Origin of the sequence: Planctomicrobium stercoris (assembly GCF_051465655.1) — a bacterium.
Classification (GTDB): domain Bacteria; phylum Planctomycetota; class Planctomycetia; order Planctomycetales; family Planctomycetaceae; genus Planctomicrobium.
In genome coordinates this window covers 816,662-836,877 of sequence record NZ_CP195791.1, presented here as the reverse complement: position 1 = coordinate 836,877, position 20,216 = coordinate 816,662, and the positions used below count along the sequence as shown (strand labels likewise).

At 55.9% G+C, this 20,216-nt stretch carries 18 protein-coding genes and 1 tRNA gene; 6 read left to right on the top strand and 13 right to left on the bottom strand.

What is annotated here, in order from left to right; all coding sequences use genetic code 11:
* The first annotated feature begins 302 nt into the window (after nucleotides 1–302).
* Nucleotides 303–4,535, top strand: a complete 4,233-nt coding sequence (locus tag SH661x_RS03380; protein ID WP_437228018.1) for a hypothetical protein — start codon at nucleotides 303–305, stop codon at nucleotides 4,533–4,535.
* Nucleotides 4,536–4,733: 198 nt separating this feature from the next.
* Here SH661x_RS03380 and SH661x_RS03375 read toward each other — a convergent pair whose 3' ends face one another.
* Nucleotides 4,734–7,802 (bottom strand): c-type cytochrome, encoded by a 3,069-nt coding sequence (locus tag SH661x_RS03375; RefSeq protein ID WP_437228016.1) that lies wholly within the window; start codon nucleotides 7,800–7,802, stop codon nucleotides 4,734–4,736.
* Nucleotides 7,803–8,133: 331 nt separating this feature from the next.
* Between SH661x_RS03375 and SH661x_RS03370 the strand changes: the two genes are divergently transcribed.
* On the top strand, nucleotides 8,134–8,985 hold the full coding sequence (locus SH661x_RS03370) for a fumarylacetoacetate hydrolase family protein (protein WP_437228014.1): 852 nt from the start codon (nucleotides 8,134–8,136) through the stop codon (nucleotides 8,983–8,985).
* Between the two features lie 179 nt (nucleotides 8,986–9,164).
* A tRNA-Val gene (locus SH661x_RS03365) sits at nucleotides 9,165–9,238 on the top strand.
* Here SH661x_RS03365 and SH661x_RS03360 read toward each other — a convergent pair.
* The 9 genes from SH661x_RS03360 to SH661x_RS03320 form a co-directional block, all read right to left on the bottom strand.
* Complete coding sequence (locus SH661x_RS03360) at nucleotides 9,198–10,409, bottom strand: tyrosine-type recombinase/integrase (RefSeq protein ID WP_437231163.1); 1,212 nt, start codon at nucleotides 10,407–10,409, stop codon at nucleotides 9,198–9,200. The genes SH661x_RS03365 and SH661x_RS03360 overlap by 41 nt on opposite strands.
* A 131-nt stretch (nucleotides 10,410–10,540) precedes the next feature.
* Nucleotides 10,541–11,101 (bottom strand): hypothetical protein, encoded by a 561-nt coding sequence (locus SH661x_RS03355; protein WP_437228012.1) that lies wholly within the window; start codon nucleotides 11,099–11,101, stop codon nucleotides 10,541–10,543.
* Nucleotides 11,102–11,121: 20 nt separating this feature from the next.
* Nucleotides 11,122–12,033: a hypothetical protein gene (locus tag SH661x_RS03350; protein ID WP_437228011.1), complete on the bottom strand. Its 912-nt coding sequence runs from the start codon at nucleotides 12,031–12,033 to the stop codon at nucleotides 11,122–11,124.
* 75 nt (nucleotides 12,034–12,108) lie between these two features.
* Nucleotides 12,109–12,258: a hypothetical protein gene (locus tag SH661x_RS03345; protein WP_437228009.1), complete on the bottom strand. Its 150-nt coding sequence runs from the start codon at nucleotides 12,256–12,258 to the stop codon at nucleotides 12,109–12,111.
* Nucleotides 12,258–12,527, bottom strand: coding sequence for a type II toxin-antitoxin system RelE family toxin (locus SH661x_RS03340; protein ID WP_437228007.1), 270 nt, complete (start codon nucleotides 12,525–12,527; stop codon nucleotides 12,258–12,260). Before SH661x_RS03340 ends, SH661x_RS03345 begins: the two co-directional genes overlap by 1 nt.
* A gap of 3 nt (nucleotides 12,528–12,530) precedes the next feature.
* On the bottom strand, nucleotides 12,531–12,779 hold the full coding sequence (locus tag SH661x_RS03335) for a type II toxin-antitoxin system prevent-host-death family antitoxin (RefSeq protein ID WP_437228005.1): 249 nt from the start codon (nucleotides 12,777–12,779) through the stop codon (nucleotides 12,531–12,533).
* 60 nt (nucleotides 12,780–12,839) lie between these two features.
* Nucleotides 12,840–13,217: a hypothetical protein gene (locus SH661x_RS03330; protein ID WP_437228003.1), complete on the bottom strand. Its 378-nt coding sequence runs from the start codon at nucleotides 13,215–13,217 to the stop codon at nucleotides 12,840–12,842.
* On the bottom strand, nucleotides 13,214–15,283 hold the full coding sequence (locus tag SH661x_RS03325; RefSeq protein ID WP_437228001.1) for a DUF3987 domain-containing protein: 2,070 nt from the start codon (nucleotides 15,281–15,283) through the stop codon (nucleotides 13,214–13,216). Before SH661x_RS03325 ends, SH661x_RS03330 begins: the two co-directional genes overlap by 4 nt.
* 203 nt (nucleotides 15,284–15,486) lie before the next feature.
* Nucleotides 15,487–15,702 (bottom strand): helix-turn-helix domain-containing protein, encoded by a 216-nt coding sequence (locus SH661x_RS03320; protein WP_437227999.1) that lies wholly within the window; start codon nucleotides 15,700–15,702, stop codon nucleotides 15,487–15,489.
* 161 nt (nucleotides 15,703–15,863) lie between these two features.
* Here SH661x_RS03320 and SH661x_RS03315 point away from each other — a divergent pair, with 161 nt between their 5' ends.
* Nucleotides 15,864–17,300, top strand: a complete 1,437-nt coding sequence (locus tag SH661x_RS03315; RefSeq protein ID WP_437224651.1) for a transposase — start codon at nucleotides 15,864–15,866, stop codon at nucleotides 17,298–17,300.
* Nucleotides 17,301–17,413: 113 nt separating this feature from the next.
* Here SH661x_RS03315 and SH661x_RS03310 read toward each other — a convergent pair whose 3' ends face one another.
* The 3 genes from SH661x_RS03310 to SH661x_RS03300 form a co-directional block, all read right to left on the bottom strand.
* Nucleotides 17,414–17,761: a hypothetical protein gene (locus SH661x_RS03310; protein ID WP_437227997.1), complete on the bottom strand. Its 348-nt coding sequence runs from the start codon at nucleotides 17,759–17,761 to the stop codon at nucleotides 17,414–17,416.
* Nucleotides 17,762–17,831: 70 nt separating this feature from the next.
* Nucleotides 17,832–18,089 (bottom strand): hypothetical protein, encoded by a 258-nt coding sequence (locus SH661x_RS03305; protein WP_437227995.1) that lies wholly within the window; start codon nucleotides 18,087–18,089, stop codon nucleotides 17,832–17,834.
* Between the two features lie 4 nt (nucleotides 18,090–18,093).
* Nucleotides 18,094–18,252 (bottom strand): hypothetical protein, encoded by a 159-nt coding sequence (locus tag SH661x_RS03300; RefSeq protein WP_437227993.1) that lies wholly within the window; start codon nucleotides 18,250–18,252, stop codon nucleotides 18,094–18,096.
* Between the two features lie 1,115 nt (nucleotides 18,253–19,367).
* Between SH661x_RS03300 and SH661x_RS03295 the strand changes: the two genes are divergently transcribed.
* Nucleotides 19,368–19,526, top strand: a complete 159-nt coding sequence (locus tag SH661x_RS03295) for a hypothetical protein (RefSeq protein ID WP_437227991.1) — start codon at nucleotides 19,368–19,370, stop codon at nucleotides 19,524–19,526.
* Nucleotides 19,527–19,590: 64 nt separating this feature from the next.
* Entirely contained in the window at nucleotides 19,591–20,154 is a 564-nt protein-coding gene (locus SH661x_RS03290) for a hypothetical protein (protein ID WP_437227989.1), read from the top strand.
* The last annotated feature ends 62 nt before the right edge of the window (nucleotides 20,155–20,216 follow it).

Here is a 20,216-nt window from a genome sequence, read left to right as displayed (position 1 = left end):
CGCGTCAGTGCGCTTGAATTAGGTTCCGACGATCCTCCCTTCCTATTGATGCCTTTCCCCTTCCTGTCCATGGCAGGCCGGTTCCCGGTCTGTCTCAGGATGTCCCATATCCGCCGCCTGCCGGTCCTGCCTTCGCAGTTTCGAACATGAAATTCCCTTTCTCGAAATCGCATGCTTCCGACGCGTCCTCTTTCAGCGAGGAGCAGCAGCGGCCCACGATTGCCCACACCACGGAACATTCGTTCTCAGCGGAGCGTGATCCGGTCGACGCGCCTGCTGCAAATCACCCATGGGGTCTGCCAATGTCAGTCCGACGATCGCCCGTGTTTTCACACCGCGATACCCCTGTTGCCTTCCGCAAACGACGCTGGGGCTGGAGCCTTGCTGGCCTGCTGGCTGCTGCCAATCTCTGGCAGGGTCCGCAATCGCTGCTGGCTCAGGAACCTCCTCCGGCTCCGGTCGCTGCCAACGAGGCGTACACACTCCCCTCGCAAGATCTCTCCGGGTCGGCAGCCTATCCGGGCATCTCGTTCCCAAGCTTCAATTATCCGACTTACCCGGATGAACCGCCAGTTGTTGGCGGTTACGGGGTGAAAGGGCGCGCTGCGGTCGCTGCCGGAACGACGGTGGGACAAAGCCAGCCGATCAACGCCTTCGACATCTCTCCATACCTGTTCGAAGGGAATCTGTACCTGTTCGGCGAAGGCCGGATCGCACTCGGCAACGACGGCAAGACAGGTGGGTCCCTCGGTGCTGGGGGTCGTTACTTCTTCCCCCAGACGAACTCCATTCTCGGTGCCAGCGGCTGGTGGGATATCGACGCCACTCGCGGACCGACCTTCCGCCAGTGGGGCGTGAACATGGAACTCCTGAGCGAGTTCCTGGATGTCCGCGGAAACATCTACGCTCCGTACGGCGAGATCACGAAGGTCACGAGCCAGCGGTTCGAACCGGGCTCACAGGCGTTCATTGACCGCCCCCCCGCAGATGTCCTGCCCGGTGAGGCTCAAGGAACCTATCTCTCATTCCAGCGACGTATCTTCTCGGCCACCGCTCTGCAGGGATTCGACACTCTGTTCAGTATCCCGATGCCGGGCCAGTTCGCACGCTCGATCAATCTGGAAACGTCGGCCGGTTTCTACGGTTACGAAGCCAACGACGGCAGTGTCGATCAGACCTACGGATGGAGATTGCGATTCGACGTTGATCTGTTCGAACGTCTCTCGCACATGTTCCTCGAAATCAATAACGACAAGACATTCAAGACGAACGTCGCCTTCATGGCGGATATCAATTACTGGGGCAAGCTGGAACATCGCCCTCGCCTGGGACACAGCCAGTACAACCGGCTGGCGGACTGGGTTCGACGAAACAGAACCGTGGTCGCGCTGGAAAGCAGCGTGCTGAACGCCCCGGAAATCGCGATCAATCCGAATACCGGTCGGGCCTATGTGGTCTATCAGGTTCTGCAGACGGATGAAATCAGCCACGGTGGTAATGGAACGATCGGCAACCCCTTCCAGAACCTGCAGGACGCGATTGACGCGACCGGAACCAGTCTGCCGGGTCGCCCGTCTGACTTCATTCACTTTGTGCAGGGCAACAGCATCATTGAATCCGGGATCAACATCGGCCCGGGGCTGGATGGCGTGCGGGTCATCGGAGAACAGGATAACCCGAGCATCGGAATTCCCGTGGCCGGCCTGAACTCGAATATCTTCCTGCCGACCGTCACCCCCATTCCGTTCAATGCACCGATCATTCAGAACGTCGTCGGCACCAATGCAGTGACGATCAGTTCGAACAATACCACGTTTGCAGCGATCAACATTGCGAACGTCACCGGTGGCGATGCAATTTTCGCGGGTGCCGGTGTGAATGGCGCGAGTATTCAGAACGTGAATATCACCACCGTCAACGGCGGTAACGGGATCAATCTGGTCGGAACGACCGGAAACTTCACCTTCAATAACGTTGTCATCGAAGATATTGAAGAGACCGCATTCCAGGTTCTGGGCGGGAATCCCCGTGTCCAGTTCGCCGGGATTTCTGAAATCGACAACACGGCCAACTCGCATCCCAGCCACGGCTTTGCTGTGAACATTCAGGACACCTCGCCCGGTTCGTCCGTCGACATGCGGAGCCTGGTCATCAATGACACCGGTGGAAAAGGGATTCGGGTCTACGGAACCGCCCCGGGTTCGTCCAATGCGGCTGTCGCTTTTGGAACCACGACATTAACGAATACGGTGGTGGACGCCCCGTTGCCTGGAGACGTCGCCAACGCCGCGGTCTATATCAAGAATCACGCCAGTGCCGTCACCTTCAACGACGTGCTGACCATCAATGGAATTGATGCCATTCTTGGTGGCGATTCGATCGCCATTGAAGGCCTGCAGGCGGGCGGCTCCGTCTTCGCAAACGCCGCTGTGAACATCACTGGTCGTCGTGGCCACGGTATCTATGTGGTCGACAGCGGGGACTCGGGCGGAGGCGCGCTCAATCCGGCATCCATCAACTTCAGTCAGCAGGTCACCATCAATGGTCTGGGAGCCGGTTTTGTCGACGACGACTCTGCAGTTCTCTATCAGTCGAACTCCGGCAGCCTGATCTTCGGCAACGGCCTGAACATCACCGACAGCCTGGGAGACGGCGTGGAAGTGACCTCAGGAATTGCCGCCCCCGTCGGAACCGACCGTGGGCTGGTCCAGGTCATCGGTGGAAACATCACCGGCGTCAGCGGCGCCGGCGGAGCCACTGGAGTCTCCTTCCATGTCCATGACATCACCAAGGCCAACTTTGGTGTCGTCACCGGAGGGTTGAACATCAACAACCGGGGTGATGCAGCCAGTACAGGTCTGATCGGAGCCGGGGTCCGGGTCGTCAATTACGCTGGGACCGCAGCTTTTGGCGGAACCACGACAGTCAACAACCAGCTCGGCACGTTCGCGAACGCGGTTGAAATCCTGGATAATGCAGCGACCTCTTCCATCGGATTCACAACTTTGAATGTGAACAACCAGCTGGGTGCCGGCTCCTACGGTGTACGTGTGGTGAACAATCTCAATACCGTCGCGGGTGTCAGCTTCGGACAGCTGAACGTCACGACCACCGACGCAACCGGAGTCTCCTTCGAGGACAACGGGCTGGTCACGATCGGCTCGGGAACTCTCAGCAGCACGGGAGCCAGGGCGATTGAAGTCTTCACCAATGGTGGGGTCACACCGGTTCAACAGCATGCCATTCAGCTGACCTCAGTCTCAGCCAGCGGATCCGACTACGGTATCTTCGTGAACAACAGCCGAGGAACCTTCATCGTCACCGGTGACCTCGTCAACGCGGGAAGTGGTGGAACGATCACCGGCATGACTTCGGCGGGTGCGTTCTTCCAGAACACGCAGCTGGCCAGCCTGAGCTCCATGAACCTGAACGGGAACGAAATCGGGGTGGAAGCAATCCGTCTGCTTCCGCGTGTCGGCGTGCAGAATGGACTGTTCCTCAACCAGATGAGCATCACAGCCTCCGCCTCGGAGGGAATCTATGCCCAGGACGTTTCGAACTTCTCGCTGTCCAACTCGGATGTCTCCGGCAACGGAATCACCAACTCCCAGGAGCAGATCGAGCTGCTCGCGACCGTCGGTGCGTTCGACTCCAACAACGACGGCGTGACGGAAGTTGTTTCCTACAACTTTGCGTTTGACAACAACAATATCGCAGACGGTGCAACGCTGATCAGCGGCACGGATATGATCTACATTCATACCGCTCCGGCCATTTCGAATGCCGTCCCGCTGACACTCAGCTTCACCAACAACGGCTCCCCGCTGTCGACGACGAATACCAACTCGATCTCCGCAAACCGGAACGGGGGGAGCGCTGCTGTCGATGTGAACTGGGTGGGAGCCACCGACGTCAACATCGTGAACAATCAGTTTGCCACCGGCAACGGCGCCAACGCGATCGGGCTGGACTTCACCATCAACGGTCCGGCGAACATCAACTACGTCAACAATGGACTCCAGGCCATCGGAGCGGGAGCCACCGGAATTCGGACCAACTTCTCGCAGGCTGCAACTCTGACTATCAGCGGGAATCAGGTCCTCAATAACAATAATTTCCCGATCTCCGGCGGCGGATTCATCTTCAGCGGTCTGAACTCAACCGGCCTGGACCTGACATTCCTCGCTTCGGGGAATATCGTCAACATCAACAACAACTCGATGGAATTCACCGACTTCGGAAGCCGGGCCATTGTCTTCCCGCGAATTGTCGGAGCGGGCGGCAACACCCGAGTCGGGATCGGCGGAAACACGATTTCCCGTGTCGTCAACTTCAACGATGCGTTCACCGAACATGGTGTCTGGTTCCAGGTGGTCCAGGGGACGGTCCTGCTCAACGGAGCGGCCGGCAGCAACACCATTTTCAGCAACAACCAGATCGTGGCACCGTTTGAACCGTTCTGGTACGACTTCCAGATGCCCGCGGGAGCCTCTGCCGGAACCCAGATCCAGATCAACGGCAACTTCTGGCCATAATCGTCTGATGGACGTCTGACCGACGTCCCTGAAGCAACTGGCACTGCGGGGATTGCGAATAACGTGACTCGCGGAGCCCAGAATGAGTCCCCCGCAGGCTGCGAATGTGAACGGTCGGTGTGACCGATCATTAAAAAAGAGTCGTCGGGGCAAACTGCTCCGGCAGCGGCCCCCGACGACAACGATCATCCCTGACGTTTACTTCTTCTGATACACCGCCGATTTCGGATCAGCCCCCGAAACGAGATATGCGATCAGGTCTTTGAGTTCTTCCGGATTCAGAGTGTCGACCAGACCGACCGGCATCTGCGAGATCGGAGAAGGCCGAATTTCCTCCACATCGGTCTTTTTCAGAATCCGGGGCGGAGCGTCCGCATCCGGAGTGAAGATGTACAGTTCATCACCCACCTCCACGGCCCGTCCCAGGAGCGTTTCTCCCTCGACCGTGGCCACCTGATGCGAAGCATACTGATCCGAGATCACTTTACTCGGTTCCAGAATCGTATCAATCAAATCGCCCAGCGGGAATTTCTTCCCGGCGGTTGAAAGATCCGGCCCGACCGCTCCTCCTTCGCCGTTCAGACGATGGCATTTCCCACAGGCTGTCGCGAAGAACAGGCTTCGTCCCTTCTCGAAATTTCTTCCGTGAAGTTCGCCTTCGAGATTCGCCAATGCTTCATCATGGGTCCATTTTCTTCCGGGCCCGACAGGGGGATCGACTTTGGGAGGCTCAGCCACCAGCGACTGGCTGGCGATCGGTCCAACAGCGACCTTTTCGCTGGGGGAACAATTTGCCAGAGCGTCTTCACGGAACTGGGAAATAAACTTGGTAAAGCTGTTGCCGCCGGGAAACTTCGACGCGTCGACGAGGAACTGGAAATACTTCTGCCGTTCCGGGATCGTCCAGCCTTCTTTCTGATTTCTCAGGACGAACGCAAAATGAATGGCTCGGCTGGGGGGCATGTTCGCCAGCATCTTCCCGACGGTCCCGCCATATCCGCCACCCCGCTGAGTCAGATATCCCCAGTCGGGAACCGGTTCCGGCCCCAGGTTGTCCATCAGCGCCAGCGTTTTTGAGACGACGTGAGGAGCATTCAGGAACACCAGCAGCTGGACCAGTTCGGCATTCTGCGGATAGTCTTTGGCTGGATAGAGCGGGTCCAGTTTTGAAATTGCTTTCTGCCGCCCCGCTTCATCAGGTGCTCCCAGTCGGGTAAAGGCCAGCTCGTATGCCCGCAGATAGGCAAGCTGAGCCTGTTCATCCAACTTCGAATAATCGATTCCCGTCAGAACCTCGAGGATCGCAGGTAGATCTTCCGGTTTGCCCTGTCTCGCCAGTGCAATGACGCCGAGGATCGCAGCGAGGTCATTCAACTTTTCACGTTTCACGACACGCTCGCGCCAACTCTCGACAGGTTGAGATTCCAGAGCGATTCGGGCTGCATAGCGAATGAACCGATCTTCATCCCCCAGATGCGCGAAAATCAAATCCAGGTCGCCGCCGGGCTTACCATGAAAAGCTTCCAGACGATGCCGCAGCTCCCGCTTGTCCGCGTTCAACGGATTTTTCAGATCGACAGGAGCAGTCGACTCATTCCCGATGTAACGAACGCGGTACATCGTGGACGCTGTCCCGCGCCCACCGGCAGTGAAATACAGCGCTCCGTCATCCCCGATAACGCCATCGGTCACCTGCATGGGCTGGCCATTCAAAAACTCTTCCTTCACTCCAGTGTAGCTGGAGCCATCTGGATTGAGATGAACGGCGTAGATCGTGCTGTAAGTCCAGTCGAGCAGGAAGAGCGCCCGCTGATACTTCTCCGGGAACTTCGCCCCTTCACCAAACAGAATCCCCACGGGCGACCCGGGACCGATGTCGACCACAGCCGGCAATGAATCTTCGTAATACGCAGGCCATTTTCCGGTCCCGCTGCGCCAGCCGAATTCGCTTCCACTGGTTGCGTGACAAACGCGAGTCGGGCGGTACCAGGGAGATCCGAAATCCCATTCCATGTCCGCATCGTAAGTGAACAACTCGCCGTCAGCATTGAATGCAATGTCATACTGATTGCGATACCCGATGCTGACAATCTCCCGCTCTTTTGCTTCGGGATCAATTTTGAGGATCCATCCACCAGGAGCCAGAATGCCGGCGGCATGGCCATTGGCGTCCCAGCGACGCGGCAGCAGCAGGTCCTCTCCCCAGTTCTGCGGAATGGCACTGCCGGTAATGCCCTCGGGCAGTTTGGTATGGTTCCCGGCGATGACATACAGCGACTTCTTGTCCGGAGACAGAATCACTGCATGCGGACCGTGCTCGCCGCCACCGGGAAGTGGCATCAGATATTCATCGGAATCAATCAAACCATCGCCGTCGGTGTCTTTCAGGCGATGGAGCCCCAGATCTTTCCCCCCACCGACCACGGCATACAGAGCATCGAACGCCCAGCAGAGCCCTTGAGCCCCCGACAGGTCCACGGGAAGCTTCTGAACTTTGGTCGGCTGTCCGTCAATGCCCGGTTCGATCAGATAGAGCCCTTCCTTCTCTTGAGCTGATGCAATCAGCCGACCTCGATCATCCTTGGCCAAAGAGACCCAGGACCCCAGAGCCTTCGGGACTTTGAAGACGTTCTCGACCAGCCACCCTTCACGCGGCGTCACGTTCTCTGCAACAACAGGAAGAAAAAAGACCTCCCGGTTCCCTCTCAAACCGGTTTCAACGATTTCTTTCGTAATCACGGTCCAGGCGAGTTTCGAATCTCCAACGCCCCCCAGAACCTCCACGGCACCCCAGCCTGAGTCATCGAAGTCCGCATTCTTCCAATTCTCTGTTGCTTCGGTCGACCCCTTCCAGGTCTCGTCCGTCAGCACGGTCACGACTGAACCATCCGTACGGAGAATTCGCAGCCCAGCGAGAAAGCCTCCGGGACCACCACCGTTGACAGCCTGAATCGCAAGCATGTTCTGCCCGGACTTGATGTTCTTCGTCACATCAACCGCTGGGAGAGTCCCCCAGTCATCCCCCTTCAAGACCTGCTCGCCATTCAACCAGATCGTGATTTCGTTGTCGGCTGTGCCAGCCAGATAGGCCGACTTGATCTCCCCTTCAATAGAAAACGATTTTCGAACATGAATTGTCGACGCCTGCTCCTGAGGCCCCACCCAGACCCACTTGGGAAGATCATCTGCACGGACAGCACCCGTGAACAGCAGGAATACTGTGACAAGAAACCAGTGGGAGCGGTGCGTGATACTCAGACCTGTCATACGGTGAGCTTTCTCGAAGGAACAGAGGCTGGACGATTTCATCAGCGGAGTGATTCTGCAAAAGAGGATTTTTGCTTGAGCGGAAATCGTGGAAGGAAACGAGTGATCGACCCACAAAAAACTATACGGAATACGACGGGCCACTTCCAACCAACCTCACACTGCTGGCAGTCCCGGCACTCTCTGTCTCGCTTGCAAACACAGCAAAGAGCGATTCTTAGAATTTGTCTGACAAGAGTGGTATCGTGTTCAGCAGAAGTTTACATTCTGGATCAGAGAGTTCAGCAACCACATCTCAAACAGTTTCAGACTCACGACAGGAAACGCAGACATGCAGCTCATTCGTTTCGGATCTTTCGGCCGCGAGCAGACGGGAGTCTTACTGAAAGATGGTCGCAGGAAAGATGTCAGCGCCTCAATCCCTGCCTATGACCGCGACTTCTTCAACCAGAACGGACTGCAGAAGCTGGCAGAGCTGCTCAAAGATGTCGAAAAGCTTCCTGACGTTCCAGCAGATGCCCGTTGGGGTGCACCTGTCGCACGTCCCGGGAAAGTGATCTGCATCGGCCTGAACTACGCAGACCATGCCCGCGAATCGGGGCTGGAGCCTCCGAAAGAGCCTGTCATTTTCATGAAGGCAGCAAACACCGTTGTCGGCCCCTATGACGACATTCTGATCCCCCGCAAAAGCGAAAAGACTGACTGGGAAGTCGAACTCGGCATCATCATCGGAAAAGACGCCCGCTACCTGGACTCTCCCGAAGACGCAAAGAACTACATCGCTGGATATTGCATTTCGCACGATGTGTCCGAGCGACACTTCCAGACCGAGCGAGGCGGTCAGTGGACCAAAGGGAAAAGCTGCGACACGTTTAACCCGCTGGGTCCGACGCTCGTGACAGCTGATGAAGTTGCTGACGTGAACGCGCTCGACATGTGGCTGACGGTCAACGGTGAACGCCGACAGACAGGCAACACCCGCACCATGATCTTCGACCCTTACTTCGTCGTACACTACCTGACCCAGTTCATGACGCTGGAAGCCGGGGACGTCATTTCCACAGGAACCCCGCCGGGAGTCGGACTCGGCATGAAGCCGCCTCAATTCCTCAAAGCCGGCGACGTCGTCGCACTGGGCATCCAGGGGCTGGGAGAACAACAGCAAACCTGCCGAAATGCCTGACCCGACACTGCCCCACCCCCCATCCTGAGCGGGGGAGGCTCCGCGAATCTGCCATGAATGGCTGCCCTCTGCGAGACAGCCATTCATGGCCAGCCGGTTGACGATTCCAAATCGACCCGGTAGTCTGTCCAATCCACCCGCTGGTCCACTGGAACAGCAGGCGGACCGAAGCAAATCCCGGACGTTTGGCGCAGCCGGCTAGCGCGCTTCCTTCACACGGAAGAGGTCACAGGTTCGAGTCCTGTAACGTCCATCCCCTTACGGGGCAACAACTTGCAGCGAGTCGCAAACCCCGGAAAAACCGGGGTTTCTTCATTTCCCGGTTTCGACAATTGCGAGTCTTTACTACTGTACACGGCAGTGTACTGCGCCGGATTCTGCGCCGCTTTTCGGAAGTCGGTTTCGGTCACGGAAAGGTAGTGCCGGGCAGCCACGGTCATGCTGTTCCCGATCCACTCGCAGACCACATGAATCGGATGCTCATGGGCCAGTTCTGTTTCGCGGGTTGCCCTCAGCGTATGGAAAGGCTTTGCCCACGGGGTCAGACCGGCACGCCGGATAATCCGATTCAGTTGAGTCCGCAGGTTTGACTCAGATGAACGGTAGCGGTTGATGAGGAATTCGGTTCCCGGTTCCGCTTCATCAAACGCCTGTTCCAGATGGGGCCGCAATTCGGGGAAAATGGGAATTACGCGGGTCCCCTTCCCTTCGTGATGCTCTGTTTTCGGGGCCGTCACGATGATTCGGTCTCGGTCCCACAACACGTCAGACCAACGTAACGCCATATGCTCGGACGGGCACCGCAGGCCACCATACCGGCTCAATGCGAAGATGAGACGCCATTCCGCATCTGGACAGGCTGCTAACACCTTTTCCGCCATTTCAGGAGTGACGATGAATTCCCGGCTTCGGTTCTCACGGACGGTTCGGGGAATTCCCTTCACTGCAAATGGATTCTTGAGAAGCCATTCCCGGTCGATCGCATTCCCGAAGAATTGGGCAGCCACGCTACACATCTTCCGGACGGTGTTCTCTTCCAGTCCGGTTCCAGGTTGCTTCTGATTTCCTTCCCGCAGCATCCACTCACGGAAGTCTCTGGCATCCCCGACCGTGATAGAGTCGATGGATCGTTCCTCACCAAAGTAGGCCACCAGCAGACGCTGGCAACGTCTCCAGACGATTTTCGTGGATTCCTTTGTACTGGCATTACTGGCAATGAACCGTTTCGTCAGGTCGCCAGTTGTGATTGTTCCTGATGATGTCCGTTTCGGGATCAGCCCCACGCGGGCCAGCTTATCCGCCAGACTGTCATCAATCTCGCGTGTCCATTTTGCCGTGTCAGCCTCCAACGCTGTTCCAGACAGGTTGGACGCCAACAGCGTTTCTACACGGTACTTGATCGCCAACGCATTTCGTTCGGACATCTTCCCCAGACGGATAGTTTTCCTCGATCCGTCAGCATCGACAAACAGAATTCGACGATGGCCATTAGGTTCTTTTGCAATCGATGCCATCACTTCCCTTTCCGGTATCAGGCGTTTCTATGAAGTTTAAGCTACCGATTCATTGCCGCTTTGATTCCAGCAATCTGGGATGATGAACATCCGTATTGCTCCGCCAGGAGATAAATATTGCACTGACCTTGCTTGATCTGTTCTCGAATCTTTTCCTTGACGTCGTCAGCCAGCTCAACAGTCTTAGGCTCCGGGTATTCCCGAATTGGCACCTGAAAACCATGCGATGAAGCAGTGCGCATCAATCCTTGGATGACCACTGCGTTCTTGATCGGAGTGACACCCAAGCCAAAATGTCCCGTCGCATTGAACAGGTCAGTGAACCAGTCTGTATCTGCGATGGGGACAGGCGGATCGAAAGCATATCCTGAGCCACTTGCCCTATATTTGAATCCAGAGTCATCGGCGTTTCCGGTCTCAGTCACAATGAAGACGCTTCCCAGCGAATACGTTCTGGACTCTCTCCCTTCTCCGACAATGATCCAGATGACATTGTTCAGAAGATGATTGACAGATTTATTCGTAAGAATTTGAAGTGGTTGCCCCTCCAGCAAAGTTCGCCCCATTTTTTCAACGTTGTGATATGCAATGAAATGTCGCATGTTTGGCCCTTTAGTTGGCGTCAGGAAACGGATTCAATGAGGGTGAGCAAGTCGAGAATGACAGCTCGAAGCCTTTCCGATGCTTCAGCATCTGTTAGTTGATCAATTCGGATTCGTGCATGCTTGGTCATGATTTCGTCACTGAAATTCACGCCCGGAATCGCATTGATGCGGTGCAGGAGATGTTTTCTAACCGAGTCGCTGTCAAATGGGGGTTTCCCACATAGCCAGTCGAATCGAAAGACAAACCAACCTCGTGTCGATAGCCGGCAAAGATGATATTTCGTTCCGTCTTTCAGAACGGTTGGCACCGCTCCCCCTTCTTTTGAGCCTGTTCCCCACCAGATCAAGGTGACTTGTGGTGCAATCCACCGAAGGAATTGTTCAGCAAAATCCCGAACCTTTGTGCCAGCAGTGAATTCCAAGGCGGAAAGAAATCCGGTCTCGTCCCATTGCTTCACAGAATCCCCCCGCAGGGACTTTTCTCTTCTCAAAATCTCAGTCTGGCCAATCAGTTGTGGGACAAGGGTTCGGGTTCCTTCTCCCACGAATTGTTTAACCTCAATGGCAAACACTTCCGCAGGGTCCATCTGAGCATTGAGAAATTCAACAATGCGTCGCAATTCAGCCGGAATGACATCTGAAATAAATATCAATCGAATTCGTCCTGAACGCAGATTGATTTTTGCCTGATGCCAGAACTCCTCAGAAGTCATCTCTTCATTCAGAAAATCGTCCAGAAAGTCAGACGGCTTGATTCCCTCTCTCTCACACCGAGTCAAAAATGGGGCTTGCAATTGGTCTTCTTGCCAATAGGTGATCGCATTGGCGGCATAGTCAAGCATTTGGCCTACAACCTTGCGCCGTATATCGGTATTGGCTCCCTTCTTGACTTCGACTAATGTCGGAATTGCGTCCTGATCGAGGAACAAGTGATCCAGAGACCATCTAGGGGAATCAATGAACTCTCCCTTAATCGAGACTTCCCGGGCAATCAAGAGCCAGCGTCAGGGATGTGTATTGTTGATCTGATCACCGGCCAGAAGATCACAGTGTTTTGCAAGCAACGCCTGAAGGAACAACTCGGAGTCATATGGAGATTCTTCCAAGGCAATGAACTGGGAGTCTTCACCGATCTGATAGATTCGACCAGCCATCACTTCCCTTTTCGGTAAATGTCTCTCCGGTGTCCGATGCGGATCACCAACACCAGGAGTCGGCTATTGTGAATCTCATAGACGATGCGGTAATCCCCAACCCGAATCCGCCATGCATTGTCATCGCCGGCAATCTTCACGACTCCGGGGGGACGGGGATCATCTGACAAAGGCTCGATTGCCCGAACGATGCGTTTCTGAATCGTGACCGGCAATGCCTGCAAGGCTTTGTCTGCCGATGCGGTCAATTCGATGCTGTATCGCCCCATGCGTTACTTCATCCCCAACCGCGTTTTGACTGATTCCAGCGAGACCGTCTTTCCCTTTTCCTTGCGGGCCTTACGAACCGCTTTCAGGTCGATTTCGTCTTCCAGTTGCTCCAGTAATTCCAGGTCTTCGATGGAGACAATCGCTGCCACCCCTTTCCCCCGGCGTTCCAGAATGATTCGCTCCCCCTGATACAACACCCTGTTCAGAGCATCAGCCATGTTATTGCGTATTTCGGCGATTCCAAGTTGCATGATGTGTTCCTTTCTTTTGTTGACAATATCGGCTAATTGTACATCAAGGGAATAACGTTCTCAATGGGAAACAGGCCGGCAGCCCGCTTCCAGACCGCAGGCCGGGCAGGACCAGACAAAACGCCGATCCCATCTGTCGAACCACTCCACCGCCACGGGGAACCGGCAGGAGGAATCAATACACTCCAGGCGTTTCGCTTGCTTGAGGAATCCCGGGGGAAACACCTCCACCAGTTCCGCCCACCATGACGGCAGGGGAACATCGACCGGCCACCCCGGTGGGATCAGGGCCAAAATGGTCGGCTTGTGGCGAATGAGTTCTTCCCGCAGGTCGGGAGTGACAATCCCTTGTGGGGCTTTCACCCGGACGCCGACGCCATCGGGCCGCAACTCGATTCCGCTCCGCCCACAGGCCTCGAACAACATCGACAGAGTCATAATGCGAACTCCTCAAATGCGGGATCGTCTACAGCGTCTACGTTGTCTACGTCTACGATATTCGCTGACACGTTGGATTTATCGATTATCGTAGACAGTAGACACGTTGACAGAATGAAATAGCGAGTCGGCTTCCCCCGTTGATCCATTGGGGAGTCTTTCCACCTTCCTCGGCCGGATTTCACCAGCTTTTCCAGTGCGGATTCCGCGACTCCTTTCTCCCGCAGCCAGCGGCAACCTTGCTGAACTTCCCGAGCCGTCACACGTCCTCCTTTGCGTTCGATCCACTCCAGCAACTTCCGCTCGTCCCGCTCCGCGTCGGTCTCGCTCAGCATCGCATAGACTCGCTTGGCCTCACTCTTGAACCAACTTGTCAACCTGATGGCATTCTGCATCGTCTCTGCATCGACCAGATGTGTGTTGACCGATTCGCCGGACGCTTGTCGGATGCAGTGAAGGGCCAGCGCCAACCGCAATGGTATCTGTTCCAGCTTGCTCCATGATGCCGCCAGATCCCCGGACAGTTCCAGTTGCTCCAAGTTGTGGGAGTTATAAAACTCCACGAACCTCGCTTTGGCGTCTTGGCTCAATTCGATATCGACGGGCAGTAGCCGGCTAGTCTCTGGATGAATGAATGGTTGCAAATCATAGAGTCTCTCGATGATGTTTGCATAACGGTCTTCCAGATCCTCATCGATGTCTGCTTCTCTCCAGCGTTTCTGTTTCTTTGGCGGACAGGCCATTAGCAATCGGGCCGCCAGACCGCTTTCGCGATGATCAGCAGACAGCGCCTTCCGCAGTGTTGCCGGCTGGATCGTTCCGCAGACGGAAACCGCAGATCGTGGGACCGCTATCGTCTTATCGTCACCGGTCTTTCGATCGACCAGAAACGGGTCTCCGTCGAACAAACTCAGCCATGCCGCAACGTCGCCTATACTCCTGCCGTTGTACTGGCCGAACGAGGAAAACCACCCGGCCAGTTCGTCAACCGCCATCAACAGTCCACGCGGATTGTCTCTCAGAAGAACAGACAGGGCCTCAACAGTCACGTTGCTCGTCATGATCCGTTCGGGTTTGTTACCAGCAGAATCATCAATCAGACGCTGTTGCCGCTCGCGGACGGGGCTTGTGGCCAGCTTGAACGCCGGACTTTTCCCCGATCCGGAATCCGCCACCACCGCCATCCAGAGGGTTGATGGCGCTCGCCATGATTTCCGCAGCTTCAGCCGTCGCGTCGATCCGATCGCAGCCGCGCATACTGCCAGGGCAGGCAGCGCGATGTAGGTCTCATCGCAGCCGATCGCATTGGCACCGGCCACCACCAATGAACACACTGGCTCCGGCAGGCAGTCGGTCGGAAACGGTTCCCACAATGGCCAAGGGTCCGGGCCTTCCTTTTCCGCCGGCTCCCGCTTGATCGGTTCGGCAGCATTAACTAGCCGAACCAATTCCTCTCGGGTTCCTCTAGCTGCTACCCAATCATACATGTCGCCTTTCCGGGGCAGGTTGGGGAGTCTTACTACTTTGACCGTCGGGGCCGGGGTCAGACTCGACAGCAGCCGCACCACGTCAGCCGCGTACTGCTCTCCCGCCTCGTCGTTATCGGGGAGAATCACAACGTCTTTCCCAGCCAGGGGACACCAGTCGGTTTTGATGGCAGCACCGCAGCCACCGGCTGAACAGGTCGCAATCAGTCCCAGTGACCGAGCAGCGTCTGCCGCTTTTTCACCTTCGCAAAGGAAAACCTGATTGGCGTCAAACAGCGTCGGCAATTCATACAGCGGACGGGGGGATTCCATCGCTCCAATCACCCATTCGCCGTCAGGACGCTTGGCAATGGGCCGGATCTCCTTTGTTCCGTCAGGCTGATTCCATCGCACGACCGCGCCGACAACATCGCCAAATGTGTTGTAATACCTCCAGACCTTGGACGGCTTGCCGTTGCGTCGCTCCAGCTCAGCGATTGCCGCCATGCCAGTCTTGAACGTCTTGGACGGCTTCTTCGTCTTCGGGCCGGTTGGCCGAACTCCGCCGCGGCCGTCGCAGTCTGGGAACAGTCCAGACATTGAAATTCCGGCAGTACGGCATATGTCTTCGGTTTTGCATTTGTGAGACCTGCAGTAGAACAACACCCGTCCATCTTCGGCGACATCGATATCGAGACTCGGATTCCGATCACCGTGAGCCGGGCACAAGGCTCGCCAGCCTTTGCCATACTGACGAACTCCCTCCAGATGGGACAGGACGTCTTCAATGTGGGAGTGCGCAATCATTGGGCGTCACCCCCTTTCTGAACGGTGACGGAAGATTGCTCACGCAGCCATTGACGCAGATCATCTACGCTGTACAGGACGCCACGATTCAGACGGGCACAGGGGATCGGACCACGCGGGGCCGTCAAGCTCCATAGGGTTCGTTCAGAGATGCTGAGCATCCGGGCCGCCTCACGGGGCCGCAAGGCCAGGGGGGATGGGGATTCTCTCATTTTACGCCTTTATCAGGTTTGCTTTGTCCGTGGATCATTTCCCGGACCATCAAACCTGTGTCGGCGCGCCGCCTAACAGCCCGTTGAAAATCGTCCCTTCGCTTGACAGGTCTGGTAGATTGCCGGTGGTTGAGTTTTCAGGCATTCAGGGAGGGTGGTCCATGGCGTTGGGGAAGCGGGAGCAGTCGCAGCAGCAGGAGTTCTGGACTCCGACAGCGAATCTCTCCAGAGGACCGGGGCATGTCTTTTATGACAAGCTCAATCAGGTGCTGGCCAAGGCGGGATTCGACAAGGTTCTCGAGGACCTCTGCTCCCCGTATTATGCCAGCACAGGTCGCATGTCGATCCCTCCGGGCGTCTATTTCCGCATGCTGCTGGTCGGGTACTTTGAAGGGATCGACTCCCAGCGTGGCATCGCCTGGCGCTGCGAAGATTCTCTCTCGCTGCGAAGGTTCCTGGGCATTCCGATGGGGAAAGAGACCCCGGACCACAGCAGCCTGACACGCATTCGTGATCGACTCCCGCTGGAGATTCACCAGCAGGTGTTCCAGCAGGTGCTCAGCATCATCGATGAGCATGGACTTCTCAAGCTGAAATCAACCGGTGTCGACTCCACGTTGCTGGAGGCCAACGCCGCCATGAAAACAATCGTGAGAAAGGACTCGGGAGAAGACTGGAAGGAGTTCCTCAAACGCCTGATGCAGGAGGAAGGGCTGATCGAAGAGGGAGAGACCCCCAGCGACGATGACCTGCGGAAGTTCGATAAAACCCGTCATCAGCAGGGGAAGAAGAAGGTCTCCAATGCCGACTGGGAATCGTCGTCAGACCCCGATTCCCGCATCGTGAAGATGAAAGATGGCCGCACTCATCTGGGCTATAAGGCTGAGCATGTGATCGACCTGGAGAATGAGTTCATCCTCTCCGCCACGGTGTGTCATGGGACGAACAGTGATGCCGGCACGCTCATCGAAAGCGTGGTGAATGCCCAGCAGAACGTGATTCTCGCTGGCAGTCCGGAAGAGATTGAAGAGGTTGCTGCCGACAAGGGGTATCACAAGAACGAGACGATCACGCAGGCCACGCAGCTGGGACTCAGAACGTACATTCCCGAGCCCAATTCACAACACAATCGCACGTGGACGGACAAGCCGGAGGAAGTGCAGCAGGCAGTGCTCAACAACCGCCAGCGCATGAGTCGAGCCAAGGGAAAGGACCTGCAGCGTCAACGCAGCGAGAAGGTCGAACGCAGCTTCGCCCATGTGTGCGAAACCGGCGGAGCGAGACGAACGTGGCTGCGAGGAATTGAGAAGATCAACAAGCGTTACCTGATCGTGGCTGCAGCCAGGAACCTGGGTTTGCTGATGCTCAAGGCGTTCGGCATCGGCAAACCCAGAGGTCTGCAAGGCGGAATCCGGGCCATTCTGGCACTCTGGGGAACCTGCACGCTTCTCTGGGCCGCCCTGAGAAGCTGCCTGCGATCGCTCCAGGCAAGGACAGCTCATCCGATGGCGTTCCGAGACATCAACTGGCAATTGACCCCACAGCGACCACGTACACCCCGGAAACTCCAAATCATGCCAACTTCAACGGGCTGCTAAGCACGGGGCTGCAATATGGCTATTTATCGTGCGCGTTACTGCAGCAATCGGAAGATAAGGACGCATTCTCTATCTTGTCAGAAACTTTTTTTCGGAAAAGTAGCGCACTCCCACTAACGTGCGCGCAGCCTCCTTGCCCTGACTCTGTTGAGCAATTTTTGAAGGTCTTTCAAGCTCATCTCTCGGTCACGCGCAAATTCCTTTTTTGAACCGCCTCCCTTTCGTGCCCCCTCCCACAGCCCAGCAATAAATGATTCTTCAACAGCCTTGTCACGATATGCATCCCCCCTGTCACGACGGGGACGCTTTTGAGGAATCGCATTAACAGTCATCTCAAGAACGCGGCATATTTCACTGATCGCCTCCAAAAGATCGGTTGAGTCAATTTCATCATTCTTATCCAGTTGCCTAATCTGTTCATTCAGTCCGCGCAGCGCACCCTCAAGCTTAGATCGTCTCACTCCAAAGCCTTTCCCCTGCCGGTTTGGCTGAACATCACCCCCTCGGGTAATTCACGTAGTTTTTCAACTGTCAATCGTCGTCGTTAATCAGCCCCAGCCGATCCAGTTCGATCACCACTTCCGCAGCCCGGAGCGCCAACCGACCATTGTGCTGGTCGCTGTCCATTGCTTCCATCAGCGATTCAATAATCCGTTTCCGGTTCGCTTCGGGAATCTCCCATCCTTGCCGGAGCGCCCGTTTGAGCAACTGCAAATCAGACCGGGTGACAACGGCACCTTTCCCCCAGCCCCCAGCGGGTTGAGGATCAGAAAATGAATTGGCTCGCATTATATCACCGGACTCGGGTTTGTTCCGCCAGTTCTTTCAGTCCATCGGGGATCGGCTGGCCAGCTTCCAGAATCCACCGCAGAGCCTCATCCGGCGTCAATTCTTGAGCATCGACCGGAATTCCCGGGAACTGTTCCGCTTCTGCAAACCATCGACTTCCCACGCCGTACAGTAATTCCGTCCCACCGACTCCAGACCTCTGGAAAACTCTCTCCGGCTCCACTTCCACCCACCCCAAATGACTGTCCACGCATTTCACGGGCAATGTTGTCCTCATAGTGTGTTCGCCTTTCTTATTTCGGGAATATCGGGAGCACGTTCCCGCCGGTACTACTTCGGCTCCCGCGTCAGTGACTCACCTGTCAAGCAACGTCCGCAGGGCTTGCCATTCACCTTGGGAAAGTGACGCCAGTAGCTTCAAGGCATCTGCCAGCTTGGCGGAATCGTCAGATAGTTCGCCGGATTCTGCGCCGCCTGATTCAGAAAACGCAGTTTTCTCAGTGTTTGGCGCTGGCTGTTCGAGTCCTGTAACGTCCACTCTCTTTTCCCTCTTTTCTTCGGGAAAGACTGCTTTCCCCGCGTTTTCTGCGGGATTTCTTCTTGGGCACTTCGCCTGAGTTCACCTCCATTTTGCCCGGTTCGGTGGAATTGTGGCTGCGGGTTATGGCTTCCCGAATTGACCCGCGGAGCCTGACATCGGAACTGACTGTTGCATGAATGGATCCGCGAAGATACTCGTCAGGTCGGTGTTGCTTCAAATTTTTTATGACGGGTCGTTCGGCGGCACTGATGATCGAACGTCGGGTGGGCGGTTGTCCTTACCAGGGTCTGAAGACGGCACACTGGGGCATCGGGAGAACTGACTTCAGCTGGAGCACCGTACGTTCAGGGCAAGGAAAACTTGGGAACCAGAGGGCCACAAAATGTCTCACGCAAAGGATGAGTCGCAAGACATTGAAACTAGACTTCAGCAGCTGGAGAAGCTGAAGCGGTTTCCGTCGATCTTTGTGGTGATTCTCCTGACATTGATCGCGTGTTTTTCGATGCAGATCGCTTCGGTGCGTCGGGAGGATTCGGTCGGACATCAGTCGGATCGAGAGTGATTCCAGAAGAACATCAGAGCTCCTGATGCAGATGAATCACGAGATCCAGAGCTTGAAGCGGACCTCCCAGGATCTCGCTGAAACGGGGCGACCAGATTCCGGCCCCCTGCTGATCGACTGACTCACCGAATCCATCAGGACGCAACTGGCCCAAAAGCAGAATGAAGAGGCCAAAATGTTTGAGTGGTTCAGCGAACTTCCGAAGATTTTCAAATTTGGTGTCGCTGTCGCTTTCCTGGCAGTCGCCGCTGGCGTTCACTTCTACGGCTACTTCTGGCCATGGGCGTGGGGGATCGGGATCGTCCTTTTGATCTTCGCGATCATTTTCGACTGAAGAGTTTTCCCTGAAGTAAATGCAATCCTCCAATGACGTCAGCGCGCAAGTAAAGTTCTCAGACATGTTCGAGTCACTGACACTGCCGCTGCTCCTGACTGCAGTCTTGTCGGCGGCCTTTCTTGCTCTCGTCTATCGCTATGGCGGTATTCATTGGGTGGGTATTGGAATTGTCATTGCAGCCATCTGCGTCACTCCCGCCTTTCTGGGACTCATGACGATTTGCGATCATTTTCGATACGGGGTATTTCAATATGCAGACGCATCGGGGCTCGAAGGTTCCCGGGTTGATCTGCCCAAATCTGCAACTTCGATTCAAGTCCATTTCTATCCAACGGGACATGCAGCAAGCTTCGAGATTTCCGAGCCGGATTTGAGAATCTGGATGGGAAAGCGCTTTCACAAAAGTGAAGTGCAGGTGGACTGGGAATCCCGAAAGGACGAGCATGCCATCGGTGAAATCCTTCTAGAGTCTCGGCAACTTCGGTGGAGATTCGACCATTTCGGCTGGCCACTGCCTGATGATGCAATCGAATATCTGGGGGATCGAGCAGACGATGGCGCGGGGACAAATCTCTGGTATTCCCCTTCGACGCAACGTGCATTTGTGAACACAGCCTATTGGTGAGTTCTCATTCCACCTGTCACCGACTGTTCGACGGAGATCAGCGATCGTTCCAAACGCGTGGG